A 26,171-nucleotide genomic window follows, 5' to 3' on the forward strand; every position below is an offset into this window, starting at 1 on the left:
CCCAAAGCCATGCGCCTCGAACTGCAACCCGCCTACGTCCTGCATTCGCGCCCGTACCGGGAGACGTCGCTATTGCTGGAATGCCTGACCCGTGATCAGGGGCGGTTGGGTGTGGTGGCGCGTGGGGTGCGGGGGGAGAAGACGCGTTTGCGCCGGGCGCAACTGGAGCCGTTCCAGCCGCTGGCGATGGGGTTGCTGCTGCGCGGCGAGTTGGCCACGCTGACGTCGGTGGAAACCACGGGTACGCCGCTGCGACTGGTCGGGAATGCCGGGCTGGCGGGGCTTTACCTCAACGAACTGGTGGTACGCCTCAGCGAACGGCAGGATCCTTCGAGCGCGTTGTTTGATGCCTATGCACTGGCGCTGCAGCGGCTGGCCACGGATGAGTCGCTGGCCTGGAGCCTGCGCCGCTTCGAGCGCGACTTGCTGCAGGCGATGGGTTACGCCCTGCAGCTGGAGCACGATGCGGAAACGGGCGAGCTGCTGGAGCCGCAGGCGCATTACGCATACCGGGTCGAACAGGGCGCGGTGGCGTGCCTGCCGGGTCGCAGGCATGTCCTGCGTGGCAGCGACCTGCTGGCGCTGGCGCACGACCGCATGCCGGACGACGAAGGGCTGAAAGCGCTGCGCGGCATGATGCGCGAGGTGATCCGCTTTCATCTCGGTGGCGGCGAGTTGCGCGCCTGGCGAGTGCTCGGTGGCACCACCTCGTGGCGCTGATGGCCGGGGTCAGGCATCCAGCGCCAGCAGGGTCGCGTCCAGTGCCCGGTTGAAGCGCTGCAGGTTTGGCGCGATGTCCATGGACGCGTGGGCGAGCGCTTCCTGCAACGCCACGGTTTCGGTCGACAGCATGGCGGCGCCACAAAACCCGCAGGAGGACCGCAACCGATGCAGCCGTTCGGCAAGCGCGATGCGGTCGACGTCCATGTTCGCGAGCTCGTCCTTGAGCCGCTCCAGTTCTCCCCGCAACAACCCGCGCAGCGCCTGCATGGTGACCGGGTCGCCGCTGGCAAGAAGGCCGGCCTGATCGTCAAGCGGTGGGGTCGGGTGGTTTGCCAGCGATCCCAGCAACCGTTGCAGGTCCACCAGCTTGCAGGGCTTGACGAGTACCTCGGCGAAACCGGCCATCAGCAACGCGGAGCGTTCGCTGGGCGCCATCTCGGCACTGCTTGCCACCGCGATGGCGTGCCGCGAGCGGGCCCGCGCATCCGATCGCAGCGTCGACAGAATCTGCAGCGCCCCCGCGCCGGGCATGCGGCAATCCAGCAACAGCAGGTCGAAAGCCCGGTCGCGAGCCAGCGCCAGCGCCTCGATGCCGTCGGCGCAGGTGACCACGCGGGCATCCAGCCGGCCCATGCCGTCCGCCAGAAAGCGGCGGCTGGCCGGGTCGTCGTCCGCTACCAGTACATCCACGCTGGTGGCGTGAAACGGGAATGAAGACGGGGGAGTGACAGTGGCGGCCATGACGAAATCCATATCGTTCAGCTGAGTTTGGCAGAATGGCCCGACATGTGTTTTTCATCAAGCCATCTTCTGCTGGTTTTTTGCCTGCTGTTTCTTGCCGGCGGCTGGGCTGCGCCCGCGCGTGCGGATGTGGTCTTCGCGGCCCGTTCCATCAGCGTGCCGGGGGTGAAGCTGTCGACGGTAACGGTGCATCTCAGTGATCGTGCCGATGGCGGCATCCACCTGCAGTTGAGCGCGAAGCAGGCGGATGTGGCGGCCATGGGCTGGCGCAAGGTTGGCCTGGCGCTGGATGGCGACCTGCAGCGCGACGCGCGCATGCGCTGGGTTCTGGATGGCCAGCTGCAATTGCGTGGCGCTCCGGGTGGTGCGCTGGGCGATGCCACGCTGCGGCTGGTCACGAGCGAGACCACCAACACCATCCAGGTCGACATCGAACAGGGCAAGGCGAAGGCCAGCGCCGCGCTGCCGCTGGATCAACCCACTCACGCGCAGATCACGCTCACCCAGTTGCCCGCCACCTGGCTGCAGGGTTTGCTGGGTACCGTGTGGTCCGGGAGGCCCACCGGCGGCCGGCTGGATGCCGAGCTGGCGCTGGATGTGCGTGATAGCGGCCTGCAATCCTCCGGCCAGTTCAGCCTGGCCGGCGTGGGCTTCGACACTCCCGCCGGCACGCTGGCTGCCGAGGGCCTGGGTGGCTCGGGCCGGTTCGGGTTGGACACGACGAGAGTGCCCTCGCGCATCGACCTGGACGCCAACCTGCGCGGCGGCGAATTGCTGCTGGGGCCGATCTACGCCAGCCTGCCGGATCATCCGGTGCAACTGGGGTTGAACGCCACCGCCCAGCAAGGCGCCTTCGCGCTGGAGCATCTACGCGTGAACGACGCCGATGCCCTGCAACTGGAGGGCGCGCTCGCTTTCGACGCGAAGGGCGAATTGAAACAACTCAAGCTCGACCGGCTGCATGCGGCGTTTCCGGCCGCCTACGAACGCTACGGCCGTGCGTGGCTGGCCACGATGGGTTTGCGCGATGTGCAGTTGAGCGGGCAGTTGAACGCCAGCGTGGACATGCGCGCGAACGGCTTGCGCGCCTTCGCCTTCACCACCGACGGGCTGGATCTGACCGAGGCGGATGGTCGCATCAGCGTGAATGACCTGCGCGGTGGACTGGACTGGGTCGCATCGGGCGATCGTCCCGCCACGACACTGCAATGGAAGGGCTTCAAGTTCTATCGACTGCCGGTGGGCGGCACGCAATCGCGCTGGCAAAGCCGCAACGGCGCGCTGGCACTGCAGCAGCCCATCGACATGGCCTTGCTGCAAGGCCAGTTGCATCTGGGCGAATTCAGCTGGCGCCCGGCCGCGGCCAGCGGGCAACGGCTCTCGACCGCGCTCAACGTGACCGGGGTCGATATGGCTGCCTTCAGCCAGGCCATGGGCTGGCCGAAATTCCCCGGCACCTTGGGCGGCGCCATTCCCTCGCTGAAATGGGTGGATGACCGGGTCGAGCTGGCCGGAGGACTGTCGGTGAATTTGTTTGGCGGATTTGCCGACATCACCGATCTTTCGCTGCAGCAGCCGTTCGGCAACAGCCCGATGCTTGCCGCCGACATCAAGCTGAGCCAGCTCGACCTGGGCGCCATCACCAGCGTTTTCGACTTCGGCAGCATCACCGGCAAGCTCGACGGATCGATCGACGACCTGCGCCTGGTCAACTGGCAGCCGGTAGCCTTCAAGGCACGGTTGCTGGCCGGTGACGGCGGCCGCATCAGCCAGCGCGCGGTGAACAACCTCACGTCCGTCGGTGGCGGTGGCATCGCCGCCGGCTTGCAGGGCGCGGTGCTGAAGCTGTTCAAGACCTTCGGCTACAAGCGCATCGGCCTCAATTGCACCTTGCAGGGATCGGTCTGCCGGATGAGCGGCCTTGAGCGCGAACAGGGCGGATACACTATCGTGGAAGGCAGTGGTTTGCCGCGATTGCAGGTGATCGGCCACCAGGCCGAGGTCGACTGGCCCACCCTGGTCCGCCGCCTGAAGGAAGCCATCGCCGGCAATGCCCCGGAAATCCGCTGATGCTTTCCCCCCACACCCCAGCCGGAGTTGCCGCATGCGCAAGCTCGTATATCTGATCCTGACCACCGTGACCGTGGCGCTGGTCGGTTGCGTCACCATCAACGTGTATTTCCCCGAAGCGGCGGCGCAGAAAGCGGCGGACCAGTTCATCGGCAACGTGCTCGACGGCACCGGAAAGGCGCCTGCCGAACCGAAGAAGGAAACCCCTCCCCCCGGCAACGGCCCGCAGCCGTCGGCGATGCTGCTGGACTTGCTGATTCCCGCGGCTTACGCCGCCGATGCGCCCAACCTGCAGATCCAGAACGCCACCACCGAGGCCATCCGTGGCCGCATGCGCGCACGCGTGCAGGGTGCGTTGGGCGGCCTGCTCGACAGCGGCGCCGTGGGCTTTACCAACGACGGCCTGGTCGCACTACGCGATGCCGCCAAGGTCCCGCTGAGCCAGCGTGCGCAGGCGAACGCCACGGTGGCTGACGAAAACCGCGATCGCAACGAGTTGTACCGCGAGATTGCCCAGGCCAATGGCCATCCGGAATGGCAAGACCAGATCCGCACCACCTTCGCCAAGGGCTGGGTCAAGCACGCGCATGCGGGCTGGTACTACCAGAACGCCGCCGGCGCCTGGCAGCAGAAATAGCCGCCGCGGTCGGTGCCGCCGATCTGAGATAATCGGCGGCCTACCGCTGCGGCCCGATGCGTTTTCATGTCCCGATCCAACTCCGTTCCTGCCACTCCCTTCGAAGCCACCATCACCGACCTGAGCCACGACGGCCGCGGCGTCGCCCGCGTGGACGGCAAGGCGTTGTTCGTCAGCGGTGCCTTGCTGGGCGAGCAGGTGATGGTGCGCCTGCGCAAGCGCCACCGCCATTTCGACGAAGCGGAAGTGGTCGAAGTGATCACCCCCTCGCCGCATCGGGTCGAGCCGCGCTGCCGGCATTTCGCCGAGTGCAGCGGCTGCTCGCTGCAGCACCTGGACGCCGAAGCGCAGATCGCGGCCAAGCAGCGCGTGCTAGCGGAAAACTTCGAACGCATCGGCAAGGTCGCACCGCAGCAATGGCTGCCGCCGCTCACCGGTGAGCCGTGGTCGTATAGGCGCAAGGGCCGCCTGTCGGTGCGTCACGTGCTGAAGAAGGGGCGCGTGCTGGTGGGCTTTCGCGAGGAGGCGAATCCGCGTTTCGTGGCCGACATCCAGCAGTGCGAAGTGCTGCATCCGGCGATTGGCCCCAAGGTGGGCCTGCTGGCCGAACTGATCAACGGGCTGGACGCGGTCGATGCCATCGCGCAGATCGAATTCGCCGGCGGCGACGACACCATGGCGCTGGTGTTCCGCCACCTGCAGCCGCTGGGCGAGGGCGATCTGGCCGCGCTGACCGCGTTCGGACAGCAGCATGGGTTGGCCATCTATCTGCAGCCCGGCAACAACTCCAGCGTGCATCCGCTGTGGCCGGCGCAGCCGCGGCTGGCGTTCCGCATCGCCAGCGACGACGCGCGCTTCGCCGATGTGGAGCTGGAGTTCGAGCCGCTGGATTTCGTGCAGGTCAACGCCAACATGAACCAGCGCATGGTGGCGCACGCAATGGCGCTGCTCGATCCGCAGCCGACCGACCGCGTGCTGGACCTGTTCTGCGGCCTGGGCAACTTCACCCTGCCGATCGCCCGTCGCGTGGCCGAGGTGGTAGGCGTGGAAGGCGAGCACGGCCTGGTGCAGCGGGCAGCGCAGAACGCCGCGCGCAACGGCATCGACAACGCCACCTTCCACGTCGCCAATTTGTTTGAAGACCAGCGCGCCAGCGACTGGGCGCGCACGCCGTGGGACAAGGTGCTGCTCGATCCGCCACGCGCCGGTGCCGACCAACTGCTGGCCTACCTGCCGCATCGCAAGACGCGACGCGTGGTGTATGTCTCCTGCCACCCGGCCTCGCTGGCACGTGACGCCGGCATCCTGGTCAACCAGCATGGATTCACGCTGGCATCGGCGGGCGTGATGGACATGTTCCCGCACACGGCCCACGTGGAATCGATCGCCTTGTTCGAACGTTGAGGCTGATCACCCCCGGCCGCTCGCCCTGAGCGTAGGCCCGCAGGCCCGAAGTCGAAGGATGCTGGGGAACGCTTCGACTTCGCGACCTGCGGTCGCTACGCTCAGCGTGAACGGTGGGGTTGATGCGTTGCCCATTACCTCAACCGAAGCACGCCAAGTGTTTTCCCTCCATCTCCACTCACGCCAACTCCAATGCCGATCGAGATCGAACGCAAATTCCTCGTAGCCACGGATGACTGGCGCGCCGCTGTCGAGCACAGCGAGCCGATGGCGCAGGGCTATCTGGTGGGCGCGCAGGCGCTGCGCGATGGCAGCGCGCGGGCCTCTGTCCGTGCGCGGCTGGCCGGCGAGCAGGCGTGGCTCAACATCAAGGCCGCCACGCCAGGCATCGCGCGGGCCGAGTTCGAATACGCGATACCGGCAGGCGATGCCCGAGCCTTGCTGGCCACCTTGTGCGACGGCGTGCTGCAGAAAACCCGCCACCATGTGCGGGTCGATGGCGTACTGTTCGAGGTCGATGAATTCGAAGGCGAGAATCGCGGCCTGGTGGTCGCGGAGGTGGAACTGCCGGCGGTCGATGCGCCATTTTCCCGGCCACCGTGGCTGGGTCGCGAGGTGAGCTCCTTGGTGCGCTACTACAACGTCAACCTGATCACGCATCCGTACCGGCAATGGTCGCCGGCGGAACGTGCCGCCGAGGATGCCGCATGCTGATGATCGGCGTGGCCGCGCTGGAGCTGGCCGAGCACGAGAAGCGCTGGCTGAGCGAGCCCGGCGTGGCTGGTGTGTTGTTATTTTCGCGCAACTACCAGTCGCGCGATCAGCTGTCCGCCTTGTGCGACGCGATTCGCGAGGCCGGCGGCGACGACATGCTGATCGCGGTGGATCAGGAGGGCGGTCCGGTACAACGCTTCCGCGACGGCTTCACCCGGCTTCCGCCGCTGTCGGCGATCGGCGAGCGCTACGCGCACGATCCGCACGAGGCGGTGCGCCTGGCGGAGGAGCACGCCTGGGTCATGGCCAGCGAGCTGCGCGCCAGCGGCGTCGATTTCAGTTTTGCACCCGTGGTGGATCTGGCTCGCGGCAATGCCGCGATCGGGCTGCGCGCGTTCCATGCCGAGCCGGCGGTCACCGCCGAACTGGCGCAGGCCTATGTGCGCGGCATGCACCTGGCCGGCATGGCCGCGGTCATCAAGCATTTCCCCGGCCACGGTTCGGTGGCCACCGATACCCACAAGGCCGCGGCGATCGACCCGCGACCACTCGAACGGATTCTCAGCGACGATCTGCTGCCCTTCGCCGAATGCATCGAGGCGCGGGTGGAAGCGGTGATGATGGCGCACGTGACCTATCCCGCGGTGGACCCGAACCCGGCGGGCTACTCGCGCGTCTGGATCGAGCGCATCCTGCGCGGCGAACTGGGCTTTACCGGCGTTGTCGTCAGCGACGACATCAGCATGGCCGCCGCCGGCGCGGCTGGTTCCGTGGGCGGGCGCGTGCAGGCCCATCTGGATGCGGGCTGCGACCTGGTGCTGGCCTGTTTCCCCGACGTGGTCGATGAGGCCATCGCCGCGGTTCAGGGCAGGGAGACAGGCCGTGCATCACTGGCCAGCCTGCGTGGCGCCATCGCCGCTGGTTGGGACGGGCTGACCGACAACCCGCAGCGCGATCGCTTCGTTGCGCGCATCACTGCTTTGCATACCGAGCCGGGAATGGGGAATGGGGAATCGTAGAAGCGAAACCCGCGCCGCACCGACCATCCCCGATTCCCATGGAGACACTTATGAGCCCTTCCGTACCTTCCCTTGCCGTCGCGCTGGCCAACGCCGAACTGCTCTATGAGCGGGCCACGCTGGAGAGCGTGATTGCCGACATGGGTCGCCAGATCGACGTGGCGCTGGATGGCGAGCGGCCGGTGTTCCTCACCGTGATGAACGGCGCGCTGGTTTTTGCCGGGCAGCTGGCGCTGGCGATCCGCACCGACCTCGAGTTCGATTACGTGCACGCCACCCGCTACCGCGGCGACACCGCCGGCAGCGAGCTGATGTGGTTGCGCGAGCCGCAGGTGTCATTGCGTGATCGCATCGTGCTGCTGGTCGACGACATCCTCGACGAAGGTCACACCCTGAAAGCCGTGCGCGACGACTGCTACCAGCGCGGCGCAAAGAAGGCGCTGATCGTCAGCCTGTCCACCAAGGATCACGATCGCCTGGTCGACGGCATCGCGTCGGATTTCAACGGCGTCGTGCTGCCCGACCGCTACGTCTTCGGCTACGGCATGGACTACCACGAACAGGGCCGCAACCTGCCGGCGATCTATGCACTGAAGGACGATTGACCCGTCGCCACCGGTAGACAACTCATCCCCTGCTTGTCCCTCAAGGGGACTTCCTTCGGTCGCAGGGGAGGCAGTGAGGGGTAGCGCTTTTGCGTTTGACTTGAACATCAAAAGCCACCCCTCCCCAACCCTCCCCTGCAAGCAGGGGAGGGAGCAAAACCACCATCTCCACACGGACAACACCATGTCTCATTCCGACCACGCATCCATCGACCTGGCCGTCATCGGCGGCAGCGGGCTCTACCAGTTTTCCGGGCTGGAAAACGCCACGCGCCATGCCGTGGAAACGCCGTACGGCGCCGCGTCCGGCGACGTGGTGGTCGGCGATTTCGTGGGCCGGCGGGTGGCGTTCCTGGCGCGCCACGGTGAGTCACATAACCTGCCGCCGCACCGGGTCAACTACCGCGCCAACGTGTGGGTCTTGCACAGCCTGGGCGCGCGGCGGGTAATCGGTGTCAACGCCGTCGGTGGCATCCGCGCCGACATGGGGCCGCGGGTGATCGTGGTGCCCGACCAGCTCATCGATTACACGCACGGCCGCGACACCAGCTATTGCGATGTCGAGGGCGCCGAGGTCAGGCACATCGATTTCAGCGAGCCGTACACCGAATCCCTGCGCCAGTCGCTGCTGCAGGCAGCGCGCAAGCGCGGCGTACCGGTGATCGACGGCGGCTGCTACGGTGCCACCCAGGGGCCGCGGCTGGAAACCCGCGCCGAGATCGCCCGCATGAAGCGCGACGGCTGCGACTTGGTCGGCATGACGGGCATGCCAGAGGCCGTGCTGGCGCGCGAGCTGGGGCTGGACTACGCCTGCCTGGCGCTGGTGGCCAACCATGCCGCCGGTTGCGGCGACGAGGACGAGATCAGCATCGAGGAAATCTTCGCCCATCTCGCGGCGGCCACGGCCGAGGTGCCCGGGCTGCTCTCAACGCTGCTGGAAGATTGACGATATCCGCCCGCTCCATACGGACGGCCGAATGGCAGGTTGCGCTTTGCCCTCGAACCCGCTGATACTTTTCCCCGCACCAATGCGGGGAGCCGAAGGATACGGTGGTTCAGCGCACAGATCTGGTGCATCCAGCCCCAGGAGCGTGGGCGGTAGAAATCTTCCGGGCTGCAAAAGCGGCAGCGTGGTCCATATTTCCGCCGGTTCTTGACCCATGGAACCACCATGGGTCGGCGAAACGGCGAAAATCTGTCCTCACACTGCCACTTTTTCGCCTCGAAAGTTTCCACCACCCACACTCCCCAATTGCAGAGGTCGACGCATGAGTTTCGGTACGGTCAAGTGGTTCAACGACGCCAAGGGTTTCGGTTTCATCGCGCCCGAGGACGGTGGGGATGACGTATTCGTCCATTTTTCAGCGATCAATTCCAAGGGCTTCCGCAGCCTGCAGGAAGGCCAGCGCGTGCAGTTCGAAGTAACCCAGGGCCCGAAGGGCGCCCAGGCATCAGCCGTCGAGCCAGCCGTCGCCTGATCGGCAGGCGAGGGTTGTGCAGCAAGATTGAAACCCCGCATCCTGTGCGGGGTTTTTTCTTTCCGCGCGAGCCCGCCGCCGCTTTTCTCCCTCCCCTGCTCGCAGGGGAGGGTCGGGAAGGGGTCGCTCTTCAGGCTCGCCTACAAACGGGACCGCGCCATGCCCAACCGCAGAAACTTCCTCAAAACCTCCCTGCTTGGTGCGTCGGCGTCGATGCTGGCATGGGGCGGTCGGCTCGGCGCGGCTCCCGCCCGCCGTAGTACGAAGGCCGCCGCGGCGCGGGTTGTTTCCACCTGGGATTTCGGCATCGTCGCCAACCAGGCGGCCTGGGGAATCCTGGGCAAGGGCGGCAATGCGCTGGACGCGGTCGAGACCGGCGTGCAGGTGCCGGAGTCGGACCTGAAGAACCACAGCGTGGGCAAGGGCGGTTATCCCGATCGCGATGGCCACGTCACCCTCGACGCCAGCATCATGGACGCCGACGGCAGTTGCGGCGCCGTGGCCGCGCTCGAGCACATCGAACATCCCATCTCGGTGGCACGGCGGGTGATGGAACGCACGCCGCACGTGCTGCTGGTGGGCGAGGGCGCATTGCAATTCGCGCTGGAGCAGGGTTTCAGCAAACAGGATCTGCTCACGCCCGAAGCCGAGCAGGCCTGGCGCGAGTGGTTGAAGACAGCGAAATACCAGCCTTCGATCAACAGCGAAGTGCGCGACTACGGCACGGGCCTTCCCGGCGGCGCGCACAACCACGACACCATCGGCATGCTGGCGATCGACGCCAACGGCCGCATGGCCGGTGCCTGCACCACCAGCGGCATGGCCTGGAAACTGCGCGGCCGCGTGGGCGACAGCCCGATCATCGGCGCCGGCCTGTACGTGGACGGCGACGTGGGCGCGGCCACCTCCACCGGCGTGGGCGAGGAGGTCATCCGCAACGCCGGCAGCTTCCTGGTGGTGGAGCTGATGCGCCAGGGCCGCTCGCCGCAGGAGGCGTGCAAGGAGGCGGTGATGCGCATCGTCCGCAAGCGCCGCGAAGCTTCCAAAACGCTGCAGGTCGGCTTCCTGGCGATGAACCGCGACGGCGAAGCCGGCGCGTACGCGATCCAGCACGGCTTCGCCTACGCCGTCTGCGACGCGCGGAAGCAGGATGGGCTGGTTCCCGCGCAAAGCGTCTACAGCACCAGCTATTCATGATCCTGGAAATAGCCGCCAACTCGCTCGCTTCCGCGCTTGCCGCACAGCAGGGCGGGGCCAACCGCGTCGAGCTTTGCACGGCGCTGGAGCTGGGTGGCCTCACGCCATCCCACGCGCAGATCGCGCTGGCCCGCGACCACCTGCGCATCCCGCTGTACGTGCTGATCCGTCCGCGCGCGGGTGATTTTCTCTACACCGATCTCGAGTGCGAGACGATGCAGCGCGACATCGAAAGCTGCGTGTCGCTGGGCTGCGACGGCGTGGTGCTGGGCGTACTCGATGCGGACGCGCAGGTGGACAGCGCACGCTGCCGCGCACTGGTCGCCACCGCAGGGACACTCGGCGTCACCTTCCATCGCGCCTTCGACCTTGGCCGCGATCCCGCGCAGGCATTGGAAGCTATCGTGGCGCTGGGTTGCGAACGCATCCTCACCTCCGGCACCTGCGCCAGCGCGCCCGACGGCGCGGCGTTGATCCGCGACCTGGTGCGCCAGGCCGCGGGGCGCATCGCGGTGATGCCCGGTGCCGGCATCACCGCGCCAAACATTGCTGCGCTGGCGCAAGTCACTGGCGCCCGAGAATTCCACGCCTCCGCCAAGCGGCAGCGGCCTTCCGGCATGCGTCACCAGCGGCCAGCGCTGGGCGACATGGAAGGTGGCGAACTGCGCAGCGACGTCGAACAGGTGCGTGCGTTGGTGGAAGCCCTACGGGCATTGGATCCTTCGGCAACACCGCGTTAGCCAGCGCGGAAGTCTCGCACTTCCAACCCCGTTCCCCCTGAGCGTAGCCGCCCCGCGGCGAAGTCGAAGGGCGCCTCGCAACAAGGCTCCACTATCCGCAGCCGCGTCGCAGCACCAGCCCAAAGCGATCCCTACCGCAGCGCATGGATGCCCCGCTTGGTTACTATGGCCCATTGCCAAATAACTGCTGGAGCCATCGCGTGATCATCAAGCCCAAAGTCCGCGGATTCATCTGTGTCACCGCTCACCCGGTCGGTTGCGAGCGCAACGTGCTCGAGCAGATCGAGATCACCAAGGCTGCGGGTCACGACAAGAGCAAGGGGCCGAAACGCGTGCTGGTGATTGGTGCCTCCACCGGCTACGGCCTGGCCTCGCGCATCACTGCCGCGTTCGGCTACGGCGCCGCCACGCTGGGCGTGTTCTTCGAAAAGCCCAGCAGCGACGACAAGACCGGCACGGCTGGCTGGTACAACTCCGCTGCGTTCGACAAGGCCGCCAAGGCTGCCGGCCTGTACAGCAAGTCGATCAACGGCGACGCCTTCGCCCACGAAACTCGCGCCAAGGCCATCGAGATCATCAAGAACGACATGGGCGGCCCGATCGACCTGGTCGTCTACTCGCTGGCCTCACCCGTGCGCAAGATGCCCGACACCGGCGAAGTCGTGCGCTCCGCGCTGAAGACCATCGGCGAGCCGTTCCACAACACCTCGGTTGACACCAACAAGGACACGGTGATCGAAGCCACCGTCGAGCCGGCCACCGAGCAGGAAATCAAGGACACCGTCACCGTGATGGGCGGCGAAGACTGGGCGCTGTGGATCGACGCGCTGAGCAAGGCCGGCGTACTCGCCGACCACGCCAAGACCATCGCATACAGCTACATCGGCACCGAAATCACCTGGCCGATGTACTGGCACGGCACCCTGGGCCAGGCCAAGCAGCACCTCGACAACACCGCCAAGCAACTGCGCAGCCGCCACCCCGGCCTCGAAGCCTACGTCGGCGTGATGAAATCCGTCGTCACCCAGGCCAGCGCCGCCATCCCGGTGATCCCGCTATACGTGTCCATCGCCTTCAAGATCATGAAAGAGCAGGGCATCCACGAAAACCCGATCGAACAAGCCAACCGCCTGTTCCACGACCGCCTCTATCGCGCCGACGGCGCCCCCGCCCCGGTCGACGACGAAGGCCGCCTGCGCCTGGACGACTGGGAACTGCGCGACGAGGTGCAGGACGCCTGCAAAACCCTCTGGCCCACCGTCACCACCGAGAACCTGCGCGAGATCACCGATTACGCGGGGTACAAGCACGAGTTCTTGAAGTTGTTCGGGTTTGATCGCGACGACGTGGATTACGACGCCGAGGTTGAGGCGGATCGGCGGTTTGATTGTTTGGAGGGGTAAGGGTCCTTGCCGGGTGAGAGCGAGCTTTTGCCGCTCTCACCTTGACTGCGGGTTACATCGCACGGTTAGGCTGCGTTGGCCAAACCAGTGTTTGATTTTCAAGCTCGCGTTTGCGCCGCGAAAGCGGGTCGCCTGGGCGATAGACTGCGGGTTTAGACTGCAGTTTGAAATCCACTTGGCGTTAGCTCTCAACAAGAAAATGGCGACCTACCCAAAGAATCAGCTCGTTCCTTCGATAGCGTCAGAGTCTGTAGCTGAGCTTATGGTCAGCCTCGCGGACACTGCTGTTGACGCAGCAATATCCTCCGGCGCCCTAGACGGCATCCCAGTCGTTGGGCTCGCAACCGGAGCAATGAGAGCCGCACGCGACGTCAGGCAGGCGTTCCTTGTGCGCAAGCTGGTAAGGTTTCTTAGTGAGACTGCTAGCTTGACGGATCAGGAGCGGTTGGACTTCAAAAGTAAGTTCCACGATGAAGAGCAAGCTGAAGAGTTTGGTGGTCTTGTAGTTGTGCTCTTAGACCGAGCAGATGACCTCTCCAAGCCAATCGTTTTGGGCCGTCTCTTGGTTGCTTACGCCAAAGGAGCTTTCTCCCAAGACGACTTTTTCCGTCTCGCAAGAATGGTCGAGCGAAGCTTCACAGACGACCTATATCTGCTCAGGGGCTTCTCGTCGGGGAACATGCCACGCAAGGAAATCCAGGCTCAGAATCTATCGTCTATCGGCTTCCTTTACCAAGCAGGTTTCGATGGCGGAGACCTTGGCGATCCAGACTCGGGCGGCATCTTGTATCAGATATCGCAATATGGAGAGTGGGTGGTGCGGTACGGGCTTGAGGGCTAACAGTTCGTTCAAGGCGGACGGCTACGCCGCCGCTTAACTCAAGCGTTAGGTGCTTCTGACCTCGGCGTATCTGAAAAGGCAGCTAGACTTTGGAATCGACCATGACATCGCAGCTCATGCTTTACGTGACTTCGATCCTAGCCATTCTACTCAGCATCACTTGTGCGGAAGGAGCGCGTGCAAAGCAGGTGACGCAAGCTGAGGGGGAAAAGAATCCGGCTTGTACCGCAACATCGATAGCTGCCGGTCAACTTTGGAGTCTTGAGTACAGCTTTGGTGGCGGAATCATGCTGGGAACTGGTACGGTTAATCTCTTATTGTCCAGTAACGGCAAAGCCGTAGTGACGGTCGAGCAGCACAAGAAAAAACCAATCACCAAAACGGTAACTATTCCTCCAGCCGAGATGAAACGGGTCGCCAGAACGCTCACGAAATGGCCTCCGGAATGCATTCATACCGTCCTTAGGAAGGGCTATATTGTTTATGACTTTGGGCACTATTCGCTCAAATTCAAAAGCGGGTCGTCATCTTCCACTACACTGTTCGATGAGTGTCACGTTGTCGATAATGTGGACGGTTTCCAAGCCATCTACGACTCTATACAGAGCCTCGCACCGTACGTGGGTAAGGAAATCACTTGGTCGTCTGGTGCTTCGACGAGCGTAAAAGGGGATATGTGCGCTCCGAAAAGCGAAGCACCTAACCAATCGTCCAAGCGAACGCGCGAAACGCCGCGCGCCGCTTAACTCAAGCGTTAGGCCGCAGGGAACTTCATGCAATTCCACTCAGAACATGAAATGCAGTTGTTACGGGTTCTTGGGGCATTCCAGCTTTTAGAGTTCGCGCTCAAGCTGTACATTTCAACCGCTTATGCTGTAATCAAGCAGTCATTGGATGGTTCAGTTCATTTCGGCTACGCGTATAAAGACATTCAACGCTTCCCTTTGGAAAAGCTTATGAATGTTTTCACAAAGCTCAATGACAATATTGAGCTACAGTCAAGGATTAACAAGCTCCGTGACAAGCGAAATGATATTGCTCATGGTGCTTTGCTATATCGTCACGACCTCATCCGAGACCTCTTGGCGTTAGATGTGGAGGCCCACGTTGTGGACTTGTCAAAGACTGAGCAAGAAGTAGATGAGTGTTTAAGTCTTGTAACGCGAGAGCTAGAACCTCTTATCTCCAAGTACCGCATCAATGCGGCCTAACAAATCGTTCAAGGCGGACGGCTTTGCCGCAGCTTAACTCAAGCGTTGGGCGGCGCAGGCGACATCATCGTGGAATTAATCTCAGAACTTACGGCTCGTGGCTACGCGCAATTCCATGACGTCCATTGCCTTGAGCACGCGTTGTCCGCCACTGAAAGCCTTGGCCCGCTATTGCCCTTGAACGGGCAACGCGTTCAAAGACTTGTTCCGAAAGAGATAGAGGAAACCCAATCGAACTCGTTTAGCCGACGGCATGGACGCAATGCTTTTCCACTCCACACGGATACGGCGTTCTGGGCTGAGCCTGCTCGGTTCATCGTTCTATTCTCAAGCGTAATGTCCCACAGTGCTACGCGAGTGCTATCCGCAAACGACACGAACGACTTAATTGCAAGCGCTCGTCGTAACAATCCAGTTTTCTTGAGGAGTACCATCAAAGGCGCCGTTTACTCGCATCCTTGGGGAGATACGACGGAGTTCAACGCACTCTACGATCCGTGCTGCATGCGCGCGGTCAATGCTGCCGCCCTAGAGTTCGAGGAAGCGACGCTGAAGGCAGGGGAGCGTTCGCACCGTTTGTGCTGGCGTGGGAACACAGCGCTGGTGATTGACAATTGGCGTGTGATGCACGGCCGAGAGAGCTGCACTGATGACAATCGCTTGCTTTATCGCTTCTACCGGGGAACGAATAGATGAGTTGGGATCGCGCCGCACTTTGGTCTAAAGCCGTACTGTTCATGCAGCGTGCGACTGCCCAGGACAAGGAAAGCCCCGAGTTTGGGCTGTGGGCATCACTTGGCCTAGAACTTCTAGCTAGGGCGGCAGTCGCGCAGACGAGCCCTGCGCTACTCGCCGATCCTGATAAAGAGCAGCGCAACCTTCTGCACGCCCTTGGGGTTAGCGCAAGCAACGCCCCGAAGTCGATACCAACAATCCAGGTGCTTTCGCATTGTAGAACGTTAGTTCCCGCTTTCACTGAGGATGAGTTCAAAGCGGCATCAGCTCTGCTGAACCGACGAAACGAAGAGCTCCATACGGGTGCTGCTGCGTTCGCTACGTTTCCACTGCAGTCGTGGATCGGCAGCTTTTTTCGCTGTTGCAAGGTGCTTGCGGAACATCAGCGTGAGTCCCTCACATCTCTGTTCGGAGTAGATGAGGCTACCGTTGCCGAGGAAATCCTAGGCAAGGCAGAGGCCGGGGTCGTATCACACGTGAGGTCTTCCATTGCGGCACATGCGAAGGTGTTCGAGGGTAAAGACGTTAGTGAGAAAACGCTTCTCGCTGAACAGTCAAACGAAGAAAGCGAAAAGCTCTCTCATCGTGGCCACCACCGTGTCGCATGCCCGTCATGTCAGTGCACCGCGACTGTTCAAGGCACGACATATGGCGGAGAGAGACTTGAGCACCGGGATGGCATGGTCATCGTCCGGGAAAGTGTTATCCCCACCAAGTTCGCCTGCAATGCGTGCGGATTGAAACTAAATGGGTATCAAGAGCTAGTGGCGGCCGGCGTTGGCGATCACTTCACCCATAGATCGGAGTATTCGCCGACCGACTACTATGAGCTCGTTGATCCGAACGATCACGAGACAATGGATAAGTACGCCGAACACCATGGCTACTATCAATTCAGCAATGATTGATGCGAAAGCGCCGTCCAACAATTCGTTCCAAAAACGGGGTCAGGTTCACTTACGAGCGCTTGAATTATTGCGGAGCGAGCAAAAGCGGGGTCAGGTTCACTTACGATCGCTTGAATTGTTGCGGAGCGAGCGAACGAGTCACGTAGTCGTCCAGGCTTATGCGAAGAACTCCCATGTGTATTGCTAAACGCTCTTGTCCAGTCTGCGGATGCAAAGACGTTGTCCAATCCTCAAGCGGGACGGGTATCAGGTCCTCGCGTTTTCAGTGCGCAGGCTGTCGCACTCAACTTGTCGCGCGGCCCACGGTCAGGGCACTCTTGAGCATACCGATCGCGTTGCTGACACCTGTTATCTACTGGCTTGTGTACCTTGCCGCTATGCAACTGAATTTTCCGGTGTGGTTACGCGGAGCACTTCTTGGCGCGGTAGCGGGGGGCGGCTTCGCTCTGACCATGCGAGTGATCGCAGGCGCCACTACTCTGCGGCCCCAAAGCTAGACGGTCATGACACCTGACATCGTAGTGAGACAAGCCGACACGCCGGGCCTCGTCGAGATGGCTCGGGGCCTGTTTCGCGAGTATGCCGAGGCAATCGGCACGGACCTTGAGTACCAGGGGTTTTCCGAAGAGCTTGCCGCTTTGCCCAGCCCTTACATACCGCCGCGCGGCGCGTTGCTCATTGCACGGGTGGAAGCGGAGGTGGCCGGCTGCGTGGCCATGCGACCATTGACGGAGGAAGTGGCGGAGATGAAGCGCCTCTATGTTCGCTCGGGCTTCCGGAGCTCCGGCCTCGGTCGCCGGCTCGTGGAGGCCGTCGTAAACATAGCGAGTGGCGCAGGCTACAAGGAGCTTCGCCTGGATACGTTGGCCAGCATGGGGGCGGCTCACGCGCTGTATCTTCGCCTTGGCTTTGTCGAGATTCCGCCCTACAACACGGCGCATCTTCCGGGAACCCGATTTTTCTCCCTCAAGCTTGCCGCCTGAGCGCCGCAAGGGACTTCCGATCATTCGGCGATTGAATCGCCGGGAATTGCCGAAGCAATCATGCCGCGGCAGAGCCAACGATAAGTTCGGCGGCCTGGTTGCTGCTCAATTCCACGAGGATCTTCCATGACCAACCGCCAAGCCACCTGCCGCTGCGGAAACCTCATCATCCACACCCGCGGCGAACCGGTCCGCGTATCCATCTGCCATTGCCTCGCCTGCCAGAAACGCACGGGCAGCGTGTTCGGTATGCAGGCGCGGTTTCCACTGGATGCGGTGACGATCGAGGGGCAGAGCAGGGAATACGTCCAGGCTGGCGACAGCGGCGCCGTCGCGCGCTTCAGGTTTTGCGGCGACTGCGGCGCCACCGTGTGCTGGGAGAGCGACGGGGTGCCGGGCTTTGTCACTGTGGCGGTTGGTGCGTTTGCGGACCCGGGCTTTCCGCCGCCGCAGGTGTCGGTTTACGAGGAACGGAAGCATTCCTGGCTGGGTTTGCCGGACGAGATGGAGCACTTCGATTGAAGCGCGGCCACCGGTGAGCTAGCAGCGGCGGAGCACTTTCTGCTGACTGGCGAGGAAGCTCGTCATCCATCGACGAAGCGGCCAGCGCGGAGTTGAATGGCGCATTCGCGATTGCCTTGAATGCCACCCATGCCCGATGCTGCGCCAGTCGCAGCGTGGGCTGCCGGGGGCAATTCGATGACCGATCATGTTGCGGAGGCCGCAGGCCTCGATCCGCCTGCTGTGCGCGTGTTGCCCCGGCGGCATGTGGTCGCGGTGGCGCTGGGCAATGCGCTGGAGTTCTACGACTTCATCACCTACGCCTTTTTCGCCGCGCAGATCGGGCGTACGTTTTTCCCCTCGGATCGACCCGGGATCAGCCTGCTGGCTTCGCTGGCGACGTTTGGTGCGGGCTTTCTGACCCGTCCGCTGGGCGCGTGGGTGATCGGGCGGATGGGTGATCGGCGCGGGCGCAAGCCGGCGATGTTGCTGTCGTTCGGGCTGATCGGCATCGCGGTGATCGGCTTGCCGCTGACGCCTTCGTATGAGGCCATCGGCCTGTGGGCGCCGGTGCTGGTGGTGGGGTTCCGGTTGCTGCAGGGCTTTGCGCTGGGCGGGGAGGTGGGTCCGAGTACGGCGTTCCTGATGGAAGCGGCGCCGCTGATGCGGCGCGGCTTCTATATCTCGATGCAGGCGATGAGCGCGGATGCGGCGGTGCTGGTGGCGGGGCTGGTGGGCGTGCTGCTGGCGCACTGGCTCAGTCCGGCGGCGCTGGACGCGTGGGGCTGGCGCGTGGCGCTGGGGCTGGGCGCGGTGATCGTGCCGTTTGGCTGGTTCATGCGGCGCAGCCTGGTGGAGACGCTGGATGTTGCCGCTACTCGGGCCGCGACTGCGGCACCATCATCCGGCCCGCGAATGCCCGGCTACCGGCGCGTGGCCCTGCTGGGCTTGGCGATGCTGGCGGCCGCGACCACCACCAATTACGTGCTCGACTACATGACCACCTATGCCAACGTCACGCTGGGCATGCCCGAGCGCCTGGCGCTGGGTGCCACGGTGATGGTGGGTTTGTGCGGGCTGGTGTGCGATCCGCTCAGTGGCTGGCTGTCCGACCGCATCGGCCGCAAGCCGGTGATGGTGGTGCCGTGGGTGGTGTTGCTGCTGGCGATCTTTCCCGCGTTCTGGTTGCTGGGGCGCGAGCGTTCCAGCATCGCGTTGTTCGGCATTACGGCGGTGCTGACGATCGCCTCGACGCTGTCCACCGGCACCGTGCTGGTGGCGGTGACCGAATCGTTGCCGGCTCACGTGCGCTCCGGCGGGTTGGGGATGATCTATGCGGTGGCGATCTCGGTGTTCGGTGGTTCCACCCAGTTCGTGGTGGCATGGCTCACGCAGCTGACCGGCAGCGCGCTGGCGCCGGCCTGGTACATGATCGGCGCGGTGGCAGTGGGTTTGCTGGCCATCACGCAGATGCCGGAGACGGCGCCGGTAAAGCGCTTGCGGAAAGCGCCGATGGCAGTGGCCGAAGCAGCGCCATTGGCGTAGGCGCGAACCAGTGAACGTAGCGCTGGGCGGTGAAACCAATCGACCAGTCTGCTGCGCCGGCGCGTGCCTCAGGCGGGCAGCGCGTCTACCGGCACAGCCAGGCCGCGCTTGAGCACGTGCAGCGCCACGCGCGTGCGGAGGCGTTTTACGTTGGCGTTGGCGGCGACGAGGCGTCGCATCAGCGCGTCGTAATCGTCCACGTCCCGCGCAGTCATGACCAGCACATGGTCGTCATCGCCGGTGCGGCGAGGAACGACAGCAGCCCACCCGAAACGATGAATGTTCGCGCTCAATCCACTGGCAAAGTGCCGGTGTTGATCGACGACGACGCGCCGCCATTGTTCGACTCCAGCGTGGTCTGCGAATACCTGGAAGACCTGGGCAACGGCGCGAAATGTATTCCATCCGAACACAGTGCGCGCTTTCGAACCAGGGCAGACGGCCCTGGCAACAGGCATGGCGACGCTGGCATCGCTGCGCGCCTGGCGGGCGTTGTGTCCGATGTCCGCAGGGGAAGTGTCCGCGGACGGCTATTCATTTTCGGCGATGGGCGAAAACAGCGTGGCAGCGTGGTTTTCAAGGCGTATTGGCGTTGGCACGACGTTTGCCATATCGAGCCTGAAAGCTTCATTCCTCATTCGATGGAGAGCCGCCATGAACCTCAATCGCGAAACCATGCTGTTGCAGAGCCTGTTCGGCGCCTGCGTCCTGATTTGCACGATGACCCTCGGCAGCATGCTGCTGATGTAGGCGGTCGATCGCGCGTAATACCGGCTATACGCCGGCGAGGGTCGGCCTCGTCCGTCCCGTTTCACAGCCGTGGCCAAACCCCTGGTGTGCCCGTGCTTTTTTCTCCCCCACAAACCTAGGACATGATCCATGAACAACATTCTTTCGTTCCGTTCTGCCTTGCATCGCATCGCCCGTGGTCTGGCTTTGGCCGGTGTGGTTGGTGCGTGCGCCGTGGCCGGTATCTCGACGGCCAGCGCACAGGCCACGGCAGGCAAAGTGTTCGGCAAGGCGCCAGCGGGCTACAGCATCACGGTGCACAGCGATACGACGGGCATCGGCCGCACGGTAAAGGCGGATGCGGACGGCCGCTACTCCGCGGCTCAACTGCAGCCCGGCAGGTACACGGTCACGCTGAAGCAGGATGATCAGCCTGTGGCCAAGCATCTCAACGTACCGGTGACGGTGGGCCGCGGCATCGAAGTGGATTTCAAGTGCGGCGAGATCAAGTGCGACGAGCCTGTCGCCACGAAGTGAGTCCTGGCGTACCAAGGTGCGCCTGGTGAAGAGGAGAGGCCCGGGAGCCGCCGGGCCTCTTTTCGCTGGCATGGACTGTTGGGGTGGGCGCCGTGGAAAATCGAGCGACCTCGCGCGCGAGCATGCGCGCGGGTTTGCCGCGCAGCTCAGTGCAGCTGCACTTCCACCATCGCCTGCGGCGCCTGATAGACATCGGGGAACAGCTTTTTCAGGTGCCGGACCATCGGCGCATCGTTGTACATGATGTACAGATTGTCCGGGTGCCGTTCGGCGTAATGCTGGTGATAGGCCTCGGCGCGATAGAAGTGCTTCAGCGGCACCACCTGGGTGACGATGGGCGCGGCATACGACTTGGCCGCGGTCAGCTGCGCGATGTAGTCGGTAGCGATCTTCTTCTGTTCGGGGCTGTTGTAGAAAATGACCGAACGGTATTGCGTGCCGCTGTCCGGGCCTTGCCGATTCAATTCGGTGGGGTCGAAGGCCACCGAGAAGAACACCTGCAGCAGCTGGCCGTAGGTGATCTGGCTGGGGTCGTATTTCACCTGCACCGATTCGGCGTGGCCGGTGCCGCCTCCACTGACGATGTTGTAACGGGCCGTGTCGGCGCTGCCGCCGGCGTAGCCTGCGGTGACCTGGCGCACGCCCTTGACGTGCTCGAACACCGAAGATACGCCCCAGAAACAACCACCGGCGATGACCGCGGTCGCCTCACCGGGCGCGGTGGTCTTGCTGGCGTCGACCGTGGGAGCCGGTCGGCGGGTGGCGGTGATGGTGGCGGAAGCGCCCTGGCACGCGCTGAGGGCAAGCATTACGGCGGCGGCAAAAGGAGCCAGTCGAAAAGCAGTGCGACGAATCATGGTGAACCTCGCTGGCGGGGAGTCAGGCGGCAGCTCCGTTACCTGTCATTCGTCGCGGCGGTGGCGGTGGTTACGCGTGCTTCGGGGGAGCCTCGTCCGGAACGCCTCGCCTTGGCTATTGGCTGCGCGGCGGGATAGGCTGCGGATTCCTTCGTTTCCTGTTTGCACATGACCACGACACCACTGCAATGGGGCATCCTGTCCGCCGGGCACATCGCCCGGAAATTCGCCACCGATCTTCAATCCTCCCGCAACAATCGCCTCGTGGCCGTGGCTTCGCGGCATGAAGCCGATGCCGCGGCCTTTGCCAATGAGTTCGATGGTGTCCGCGCCCACGGCAGCTATGCAGCGCTGCTGGCCGACCCCGAGGTGCAGGCCGTCTACATTGGCACGCTGCATCCCTGGCATGCCGAGTGGGCGATCGAGGCCGCGCGCGCAGGCAAGCATGTGCTCTGCGAAAAACCGCTGGCGCTGAACCTGACCGATGCCCAGCGCATGATCGCGGCCGCGCGCGAACACGGCGTGTTGCTGATGGAAGCCTTCATGTACCGGTTCCATCCGCAAACGCTGAAAATCGTGGAGCTGGTGCGGTCAGGGCACGTGGGTGAAGTGCGGGTGATCCGCGCGTCGTTCAATTTTGCCGCCGACTTCGATCCGGGCCATCGCCTGTTCAACAAGGGCCTCGGTGGTGGTGCGATTCTCGATGTCGGCTGTTATCCGATGTCGTTCGCACGACTCATCGCCGGCCAGGCCAGCGGGCGGACTTTCGCCAACCCGACGGCCCTCCATGGGGTGGGTCGGATTCACTCCGTCGCGCAAACCGATGAGTTTGCTTCCGCCGTGGCGAGCTTTCCCGGCGGCGTGCTGGCCGAACTTTCCTGCGGCACCACGATCCTCGACGACCAGTCCGCACAGATCTACGGCACCGACGGCTGGATCGATGTACCCACCCCGTTTCTGCCCGGGCGGGATGGCCGCGACGAGGTGATCTGGCTGCATAAGCGGGGCAACACCACGCCGGAAAAAATCGCCATCGACCACCTTGCCCATGGTCTCTACACCTACGAAGCCGACGCGGTCGCCCAGGCTGTGGCGAGCGGTGCCACCGAAGTCCCGGCGATGACGTGGGACGACACGCTCGGCAATATCGCCGCCCTTGATACGTGGCGCCAGGCGGTCGGGATGCGTTACGAGGGTGAGTGAAAGAAGCCTTGGCGGGGCTAGATGAAGTCGGCCACGGCCAGCAGCGCCAGGCTGCGCGCCACCTTGTAACGCTGGCGCACGCAATGCATCAGGAGGCGTTTGGCAAAACGGCGGTGGTGCGTGTGCAGCAGGCACCGGGCCATCCAGTATTGCGCGTCGTTGAGAGCGTCTTTGTGCAGATTCGCATAGGCGGCCAAACGCGCGGGAAAGCGTCGCGCCAGCGTTCGCAGAATGTACACGTGACGTCGCGGCATGGCGGTGGCGGGGCGTGCCCTCGATATCTGGTCCCCTCGCCCGGCATCTCGCCGGAAGCCGTCATAGTCGATGTAGCCGCCGACACCTTGCAGGCACATCCGGGCGAAGAATTCCCAGTCGTTGTAGAACCGGAAGTGCTCGGTGAACGGCCCGGCGCGCACGATGGCGTCGCGGCGAATAATCAGGCCGCTCAGCAAAAACAGATCGCCGCGGATGATCGCCGGGAAGTAATCGCCGTAGAGCAGGGTGGCGTGGCGTTGCGGGCCATCCAGGGTCAATGACCGGTGGACGAGCGGGGCGCTGTGGAAGCCGGCATGCGACCAGCCGGGCGCGTCTTCCGACACCACACGTGAGATCAGGGGATGAGTCGGTGAAGGCAGGGTGCTGCCCTCGACGCTGAGAAAGGCCAGCTCCGGGTGTTCCGCAAAGATCTGTTCGACCACCGTCAGCGTGTGCGCCAACCACAGATCGTCAGAGTCCAGAAAGCAGACGAGCTCACCGCACGAAGCCCTGAAGCCGGTGTTGCGCGCGGCGTTGGTGTATTCGCGCGCAGTGGTGATGACGCGAACGCTGTCGTTGGCGGCATAGCGTTGATGGATGGCATCAGCCAGGCCATCGGTGGACCCATCGTCGACCACGATGATCTCGATGCGGCGTGGGTGATGCTGTTCGAGTATCGAGTTGACGGCGCGCAGCGTGAGTTCGCGGCGGTTGTGGGTCGGGATGATGACGCTCAACCAGCATGATGGCGCCTCTGCGCTCTCGACGGCGGTGGGCTCGGACGTCATGTGCGTCGTCATCGTAGGTACCTGGTTGGAATGCGACGCGTCACTGCCGATTGGCACGCGCCGGCGACCTGTAGAACGCGAAGGTTCGTGAGCAGCGCCCGTTTACGCTTGGTCGCACCCGGAGACCGGAGAGCGGCATCCGCCGATTTTTCTCTCCGTCATGTGAAGCTTCAGGTACGGCCGTCGTCGGATCGTACATCGCAAAATGTGTTTGTTCGCGCAGACTTAAGCTCTAGAACGACGTGGCCGAACGACATATGGCGGCCGCTGTGAGAAGGTCTGGTGGATCACCACAAATGGATGCGACCCGGTCCACGGACCGTCCGTGACCGCGGCAGGCACGAGATGCAACGAATCGGCGAGAATGCCGTTCGCGACTTTTTTTCAGGAAAGGAGAGAGACGTAAATGAAAACCCGGATACTGGGAAACACCGGCTTTGCCGTCAGTGAAGTCGGCCTTGGCTGCTGGCAGTTTGGTGGCGATTTCGGCCCCATCAACGAAGCCACTGTCGACGGGATCATCGACGCTGCGCAGGAAACAGGTATCAATTTCTTCGACACCGCCGATGTGTACGGCGATGGGGCGAGCGAGCGTTTTCTGGGTGAGCGGCTGGCGGCGAGCAAGCCGCGCCCATTCATCGCCACCAAATACGGCCGCGCCGCGGATACGTATCCGAACGGTTATTCGCTTTCCAGCCTGCGCGACCGGATCAGGACCGCGCAGGATCGGTTGCGCTGCGACAGCGTCGACTTGCTGCAACTGCATTGCGTGCCGCTGGCGTTGTTGCAGCGTGGCGAGATTTTCGACTGGCTGCGTACCGTGCAGCAGGAAAAGCTGATCAAGTTCTTCGGTGCCAGCGTCGAGACGGTGGAAGAGGGCCTGGTCTGCGCGCAGCACGACGACGTCAGCTCGCTGCAGGTCATCTTCAACGTGTTCCGGCAGAAGTTGCTGGACGAGCTGTTGCCCAAGGCGCAGGAAAAGAACATCGGCATCATCGTGCGGCTTCCGCTGGCCAGCGGCATGCTGAGCGGCAAGTACAACAGCAACACCCGCTTTGCCAGCACGGATCACCGCAACTACAACAAGGATGGCCAGGCGTTCAGCGTGGGCGAAACCTTTGCGGGTATCCCGTTCGAGAAAGGCGTCCAGCTTGCCGATGCGATCACGGCGAAGACGCCCGAGGGGTACACCACGGCGCAAATGGCCATGCGCTGGATACTTGACCATCCCGCCGTCACCACGATCATCCCCGGCGCCAGCCGCGCCGAGCAGGTGCGCGAAAACGCCAAGGTCAGCGCGTTGCCGTCACTGCCGCAGACCTTGCATGACGACCTGGCCGCGTTCTACCGGAACGAGGTGGCGCAGCATATTCGCGGCGCTTATTGATCGGAAGCCGGTGCCGTCGGCTTGAATGCGCATCTTCAAGCCGACGCCGCCTTGGCCTCGATGTAGGCACGCAGGCGCTGCGCATCTTTCGCCTTCACCGGGTTGAACACGATCATCCCCAGGTCCGATCGCCCGTCGACGCCAAAGGCGGAGAACTCGAGTTCCAGCAGGCCCAGCTCCGCATGGCGCAGGCGTTTCACGCCTTCGCCATAGGCGTGGACGTCGTTGGCCAACCACAGTTTTTCGAATTCGGGACTGAGCCGGGACATCTCGTCCACGAACCGGTCGATTTCCGCGCCCGCACCGGCGCGGGTCGCGTCCGCACGAAAGGCGCCCACGACGAAACGGGCCACGCGTTGCCAGTCCGGCTGCGCGGCGCGTACCCGTGAATCGGAAAAGAGCAGGCGCAGGATATTGCGCTCCGACGGAGGCAGTTTGCTGTAGTCGGTAAGCACCGCCGCCGCGGCGCGGTTCCACGCAACCACATCCCACAGCGCGGTCTTGACGATCGCCGGGCTCGCCTCCAGCGCGTCCAGCACGCGTTGCAGCCGTGGCGTCACGCCCTCGGTGGCCTTGTAGCGAACCCCGGGCGGATGACCGAGGCCGAGCATGAAGAGATGCTCGCGTTCGGACTCGGTCAGCATCAACCCGTCCGCGATGCGGCCCAGCACCTCGGCCGACGGTGCGCCGCCACGCCCCTGTTCCAGCCATGTGTACCAGGTGGGGCTAATGTTGGCGCGCTGGGCGACTTCTTCCCGGCGCAGGCCCGGCGTGCGCCGGCGTCCGCCCGCGAAGCCGAACGTCGCCGGGTCGAGGCGGGTGCGGCGATCCTTCAGATAGGTGCCGAGATGATTGGCGGTGGTCGCGGGCATGGGCGTTCCTGTTGGTTTTTATACCAGGATAATGCAACTACTTTACCCGTATATTTTCGGGCATAGGATCGCTTTGACAACCCAACAA

28 protein-coding genes are annotated in these 26,171 nt (G+C 63.6%); 23 read left to right on the forward strand and 5 right to left on the reverse strand.

Annotated features, from left to right (window positions below; translation table 11 throughout):
• Positions 1-9 precede the first annotated feature (9 nt).
• On the forward strand, positions 10-720 hold the full coding sequence (recO, locus tag ASD22_RS02760) for a DNA repair protein RecO (protein WP_056078590.1): 711 nt from the start codon (positions 10-12) through the stop codon (positions 718-720).
• 9 nt (positions 721-729) lie between these two features.
• On the opposite strand, the gene ASD22_RS02765 is transcribed toward recO, so the two are convergent.
• On the reverse strand, positions 730-1,464 hold the full coding sequence (locus ASD22_RS02765) for a response regulator (protein ID WP_235577483.1): 735 nt from the start codon (positions 1,462-1,464) through the stop codon (positions 730-732).
• A 45-nt stretch (positions 1,465-1,509) separates the two neighbouring features.
• Here ASD22_RS02765 and ASD22_RS02770 point away from each other — a divergent pair, with 45 nt between their 5' ends.
• From ASD22_RS02770 to ASD22_RS02850, 18 genes are all read left to right on the forward strand, one after another.
• The gene (locus ASD22_RS02770; protein ID WP_056078596.1) at positions 1,510-3,534 is read left to right on the forward strand and encodes a hypothetical protein; all 2,025 of its coding nucleotides are present in this window, start codon (positions 1,510-1,512) and stop codon (positions 3,532-3,534) included.
• Between the two features lie 34 nt (positions 3,535-3,568).
• Complete coding sequence (locus ASD22_RS02775; RefSeq protein ID WP_056078599.1) at positions 3,569-4,171, forward strand: YdbL family protein; 603 nt, start codon at positions 3,569-3,571, stop codon at positions 4,169-4,171.
• 66 nt (positions 4,172-4,237) lie between these two features.
• Entirely contained in the window at positions 4,238-5,575 is a 1,338-nt protein-coding gene (gene rlmD / locus ASD22_RS02780; RefSeq protein ID WP_056078602.1) for a 23S rRNA (uracil(1939)-C(5))-methyltransferase RlmD, read from the forward strand.
• 192 nt (positions 5,576-5,767) lie between these two features.
• Positions 5,768-6,289, forward strand: a complete 522-nt coding sequence (locus ASD22_RS02785; protein WP_056078605.1) for a CYTH domain-containing protein — start codon at positions 5,768-5,770, stop codon at positions 6,287-6,289.
• Positions 6,283-7,308, forward strand: coding sequence for a beta-N-acetylhexosaminidase (gene nagZ, locus ASD22_RS02790; protein ID WP_056078607.1), 1,026 nt, complete (start codon positions 6,283-6,285; stop codon positions 7,306-7,308). The genes ASD22_RS02785 and nagZ overlap by 7 nt, the downstream gene beginning before the upstream one ends.
• 50 nt (positions 7,309-7,358) lie before the next feature.
• Complete coding sequence (locus tag ASD22_RS02795; protein WP_056078610.1) at positions 7,359-7,913, forward strand: hypoxanthine-guanine phosphoribosyltransferase; 555 nt, start codon at positions 7,359-7,361, stop codon at positions 7,911-7,913.
• Between the two features lie 184 nt (positions 7,914-8,097).
• On the forward strand, positions 8,098-8,859 hold the full coding sequence (locus ASD22_RS02800) for an S-methyl-5'-thioinosine phosphorylase (RefSeq protein ID WP_056078613.1): 762 nt from the start codon (positions 8,098-8,100) through the stop codon (positions 8,857-8,859).
• A gap of 322 nt (positions 8,860-9,181) precedes the next feature.
• Complete coding sequence (locus tag ASD22_RS02805) at positions 9,182-9,391, forward strand: cold-shock protein (RefSeq protein ID WP_056078616.1); 210 nt, start codon at positions 9,182-9,184, stop codon at positions 9,389-9,391.
• Positions 9,392-9,550: 159 nt separating this feature from the next.
• A complete protein-coding gene (locus ASD22_RS02810) occupies positions 9,551-10,588 on the forward strand; it encodes a N(4)-(beta-N-acetylglucosaminyl)-L-asparaginase (protein ID WP_056078618.1) in 1,038 nt (345 codons plus the stop codon).
• Complete coding sequence (locus ASD22_RS02815) at positions 10,585-11,328, forward strand: copper homeostasis protein CutC (protein WP_056078621.1); 744 nt, start codon at positions 10,585-10,587, stop codon at positions 11,326-11,328. Before ASD22_RS02810 ends, ASD22_RS02815 begins: the two co-directional genes overlap by 4 nt.
• A 200-nt stretch (positions 11,329-11,528) precedes the next feature.
• A complete protein-coding gene (fabV, locus tag ASD22_RS02820) occupies positions 11,529-12,731 on the forward strand; it encodes an enoyl-ACP reductase FabV (RefSeq protein ID WP_056078626.1) in 1,203 nt (400 codons plus the stop codon).
• Between the two features lie 91 nt (positions 12,732-12,822).
• Entirely contained in the window at positions 12,823-13,572 is a 750-nt protein-coding gene (locus tag ASD22_RS02825) for a hypothetical protein (RefSeq protein ID WP_056078629.1), read from the forward strand.
• A 101-nt stretch (positions 13,573-13,673) separates the two neighbouring features.
• Positions 13,674-14,318, forward strand: coding sequence for a hypothetical protein (locus tag ASD22_RS16565; RefSeq protein ID WP_156458923.1), 645 nt, complete (start codon positions 13,674-13,676; stop codon positions 14,316-14,318).
• Between the two features lie 27 nt (positions 14,319-14,345).
• Complete coding sequence (locus ASD22_RS02830; RefSeq protein WP_156458924.1) at positions 14,346-14,783, forward strand: hypothetical protein; 438 nt, start codon at positions 14,346-14,348, stop codon at positions 14,781-14,783.
• Between the two features lie 692 nt (positions 14,784-15,475).
• Positions 15,476-16,426, forward strand: a complete 951-nt coding sequence (locus tag ASD22_RS16575; RefSeq protein ID WP_156458926.1) for a hypothetical protein — start codon at positions 15,476-15,478, stop codon at positions 16,424-16,426.
• Between the two features lie 503 nt (positions 16,427-16,929).
• Positions 16,930-17,409, forward strand: a complete 480-nt coding sequence (locus tag ASD22_RS02840; RefSeq protein ID WP_056078639.1) for a GNAT family N-acetyltransferase — start codon at positions 16,930-16,932, stop codon at positions 17,407-17,409.
• Positions 17,410-17,535: 126 nt separating this feature from the next.
• Entirely contained in the window at positions 17,536-17,931 is a 396-nt protein-coding gene (locus ASD22_RS02845; RefSeq protein WP_056078641.1) for a GFA family protein, read from the forward strand.
• A gap of 177 nt (positions 17,932-18,108) precedes the next feature.
• Complete coding sequence (locus ASD22_RS02850; protein WP_056078644.1) at positions 18,109-19,455, forward strand: MFS transporter; 1,347 nt, start codon at positions 18,109-18,111, stop codon at positions 19,453-19,455.
• 68 nt (positions 19,456-19,523) lie between these two features.
• On the opposite strand, the gene ASD22_RS16985 is transcribed toward ASD22_RS02850, so the two are convergent.
• On the reverse strand, positions 19,524-19,868 hold the full coding sequence (locus ASD22_RS16985; RefSeq protein WP_235577484.1) for an Lrp/AsnC ligand binding domain-containing protein: 345 nt from the start codon (positions 19,866-19,868) through the stop codon (positions 19,524-19,526).
• On the opposite strand from ASD22_RS16985, the gene ASD22_RS16275 reads away from it, so the two are divergent.
• Together ASD22_RS16275 and ASD22_RS02860 are read left to right on the forward strand one after the other, a co-directional pair.
• Positions 19,767-20,324 (forward strand): hypothetical protein, encoded by a 558-nt coding sequence (locus ASD22_RS16275; protein WP_235577485.1) that lies wholly within the window; start codon positions 19,767-19,769, stop codon positions 20,322-20,324. The genes ASD22_RS16985 and ASD22_RS16275 overlap by 102 nt on opposite strands.
• 10 nt (positions 20,325-20,334) lie before the next feature.
• Positions 20,335-20,721 carry a carboxypeptidase-like regulatory domain-containing protein gene (locus tag ASD22_RS02860; RefSeq protein WP_056078650.1) on the forward strand — a complete coding sequence of 129 codons (387 nt, stop codon included), beginning with the start codon at positions 20,335-20,337 and terminating at the stop codon, positions 20,719-20,721.
• Between the two features lie 146 nt (positions 20,722-20,867).
• On the opposite strand, the gene msrA is transcribed toward ASD22_RS02860, so the two are convergent.
• On the reverse strand, positions 20,868-21,578 hold the full coding sequence (gene msrA, locus ASD22_RS02865) for a peptide-methionine (S)-S-oxide reductase MsrA (RefSeq protein WP_056078654.1): 711 nt from the start codon (positions 21,576-21,578) through the stop codon (positions 20,868-20,870).
• 168 nt (positions 21,579-21,746) lie between these two features.
• Between msrA and ASD22_RS02870 the strand changes: the two genes are divergently transcribed.
• Positions 21,747-22,781 carry a Gfo/Idh/MocA family oxidoreductase gene (locus tag ASD22_RS02870; RefSeq protein WP_056078657.1) on the forward strand — a complete coding sequence of 345 codons (1,035 nt, stop codon included), beginning with the start codon at positions 21,747-21,749 and terminating at the stop codon, positions 22,779-22,781.
• A 17-nt stretch (positions 22,782-22,798) separates the two neighbouring features.
• On the opposite strand, the gene ASD22_RS02875 is transcribed toward ASD22_RS02870, so the two are convergent.
• Positions 22,799-23,836, reverse strand: coding sequence for a glycosyltransferase family 2 protein (locus tag ASD22_RS02875; RefSeq protein ID WP_056078659.1), 1,038 nt, complete (start codon positions 23,834-23,836; stop codon positions 22,799-22,801).
• A gap of 394 nt (positions 23,837-24,230) precedes the next feature.
• Here ASD22_RS02875 and ASD22_RS02880 point away from each other — a divergent pair, with 394 nt between their 5' ends.
• A complete protein-coding gene (locus tag ASD22_RS02880; protein WP_056078663.1) occupies positions 24,231-25,211 on the forward strand; it encodes an aldo/keto reductase in 981 nt (326 codons plus the stop codon).
• A 35-nt stretch (positions 25,212-25,246) separates the two neighbouring features.
• Here ASD22_RS02880 and ASD22_RS02885 read toward each other — a convergent pair whose 3' ends face one another.
• Positions 25,247-26,083 carry a helix-turn-helix transcriptional regulator gene (locus ASD22_RS02885; RefSeq protein WP_056078665.1) on the reverse strand — a complete coding sequence of 279 codons (837 nt, stop codon included), beginning with the start codon at positions 26,081-26,083 and terminating at the stop codon, positions 25,247-25,249.
• Positions 26,084-26,171 lie beyond the last annotated feature (88 nt).

Source organism: Rhodanobacter sp. Root480 (genome assembly GCF_001426645.1).
Lineage (GTDB): Bacteria > Pseudomonadota > Gammaproteobacteria > Xanthomonadales > Rhodanobacteraceae > Rhodanobacter > Rhodanobacter ginsenosidimutans.

Coding starts and splice junctions, on each gene's coding strand:
- recO (WP_056078590.1), top strand. CDS start 10: ATGCGCCTCGAACTGCAACCCGCCTACGTCCTGCATTCGCGCCCGTAC.
- ASD22_RS02765 (WP_235577483.1), bottom strand. CDS start 1,464: ATGGCCGCCACTGTCACTCCCCCGTCTTCATTCCCGTTTCACGCCACC.
- ASD22_RS02770 (WP_056078596.1), top strand. CDS start 1,510: ATGTGTTTTTCATCAAGCCATCTTCTGCTGGTTTTTTGCCTGCTGTTT.
- ASD22_RS02775 (WP_056078599.1), top strand. CDS start 3,569: ATGCGCAAGCTCGTATATCTGATCCTGACCACCGTGACCGTGGCGCTG.
- rlmD (WP_056078602.1), top strand. CDS start 4,238: ATGTCCCGATCCAACTCCGTTCCTGCCACTCCCTTCGAAGCCACCATC.
- ASD22_RS02785 (WP_056078605.1), top strand. CDS start 5,768: ATGCCGATCGAGATCGAACGCAAATTCCTCGTAGCCACGGATGACTGG.
- nagZ (WP_056078607.1), top strand. CDS start 6,283: ATGCTGATGATCGGCGTGGCCGCGCTGGAGCTGGCCGAGCACGAGAAG.
- ASD22_RS02795 (WP_056078610.1), top strand. CDS start 7,359: ATGAGCCCTTCCGTACCTTCCCTTGCCGTCGCGCTGGCCAACGCCGAA.
- ASD22_RS02800 (WP_056078613.1), top strand. CDS start 8,098: ATGTCTCATTCCGACCACGCATCCATCGACCTGGCCGTCATCGGCGGC.
- ASD22_RS02805 (WP_056078616.1), top strand. CDS start 9,182: ATGAGTTTCGGTACGGTCAAGTGGTTCAACGACGCCAAGGGTTTCGGT.
- ASD22_RS02810 (WP_056078618.1), top strand. CDS start 9,551: ATGCCCAACCGCAGAAACTTCCTCAAAACCTCCCTGCTTGGTGCGTCG.
- ASD22_RS02815 (WP_056078621.1), top strand. CDS start 10,585: ATGATCCTGGAAATAGCCGCCAACTCGCTCGCTTCCGCGCTTGCCGCA.
- ASD22_RS16565 (WP_156458923.1), top strand. CDS start 13,674: ATGACATCGCAGCTCATGCTTTACGTGACTTCGATCCTAGCCATTCTA.
- ASD22_RS02830 (WP_156458924.1), top strand. CDS start 14,346: ATGCAATTCCACTCAGAACATGAAATGCAGTTGTTACGGGTTCTTGGG.
- ASD22_RS16575 (WP_156458926.1), top strand. CDS start 15,476: ATGAGTTGGGATCGCGCCGCACTTTGGTCTAAAGCCGTACTGTTCATG.
- ASD22_RS02840 (WP_056078639.1), top strand. CDS start 16,930: ATGACACCTGACATCGTAGTGAGACAAGCCGACACGCCGGGCCTCGTC.
- ASD22_RS02845 (WP_056078641.1), top strand. CDS start 17,536: ATGACCAACCGCCAAGCCACCTGCCGCTGCGGAAACCTCATCATCCAC.
- ASD22_RS02850 (WP_056078644.1), top strand. CDS start 18,109: ATGACCGATCATGTTGCGGAGGCCGCAGGCCTCGATCCGCCTGCTGTG.
- ASD22_RS02860 (WP_056078650.1), top strand. CDS start 20,335: ATGAACAACATTCTTTCGTTCCGTTCTGCCTTGCATCGCATCGCCCGT.
- msrA (WP_056078654.1), bottom strand. CDS start 21,578: ATGATTCGTCGCACTGCTTTTCGACTGGCTCCTTTTGCCGCCGCCGTA.
- ASD22_RS02870 (WP_056078657.1), top strand. CDS start 21,747: ATGACCACGACACCACTGCAATGGGGCATCCTGTCCGCCGGGCACATC.
- ASD22_RS02875 (WP_056078659.1), bottom strand. CDS start 23,836: ATGACGACGCACATGACGTCCGAGCCCACCGCCGTCGAGAGCGCAGAG.
- ASD22_RS02880 (WP_056078663.1), top strand. CDS start 24,231: ATGAAAACCCGGATACTGGGAAACACCGGCTTTGCCGTCAGTGAAGTC.
- ASD22_RS02885 (WP_056078665.1), bottom strand. CDS start 26,083: ATGCCCGCGACCACCGCCAATCATCTCGGCACCTATCTGAAGGATCGC.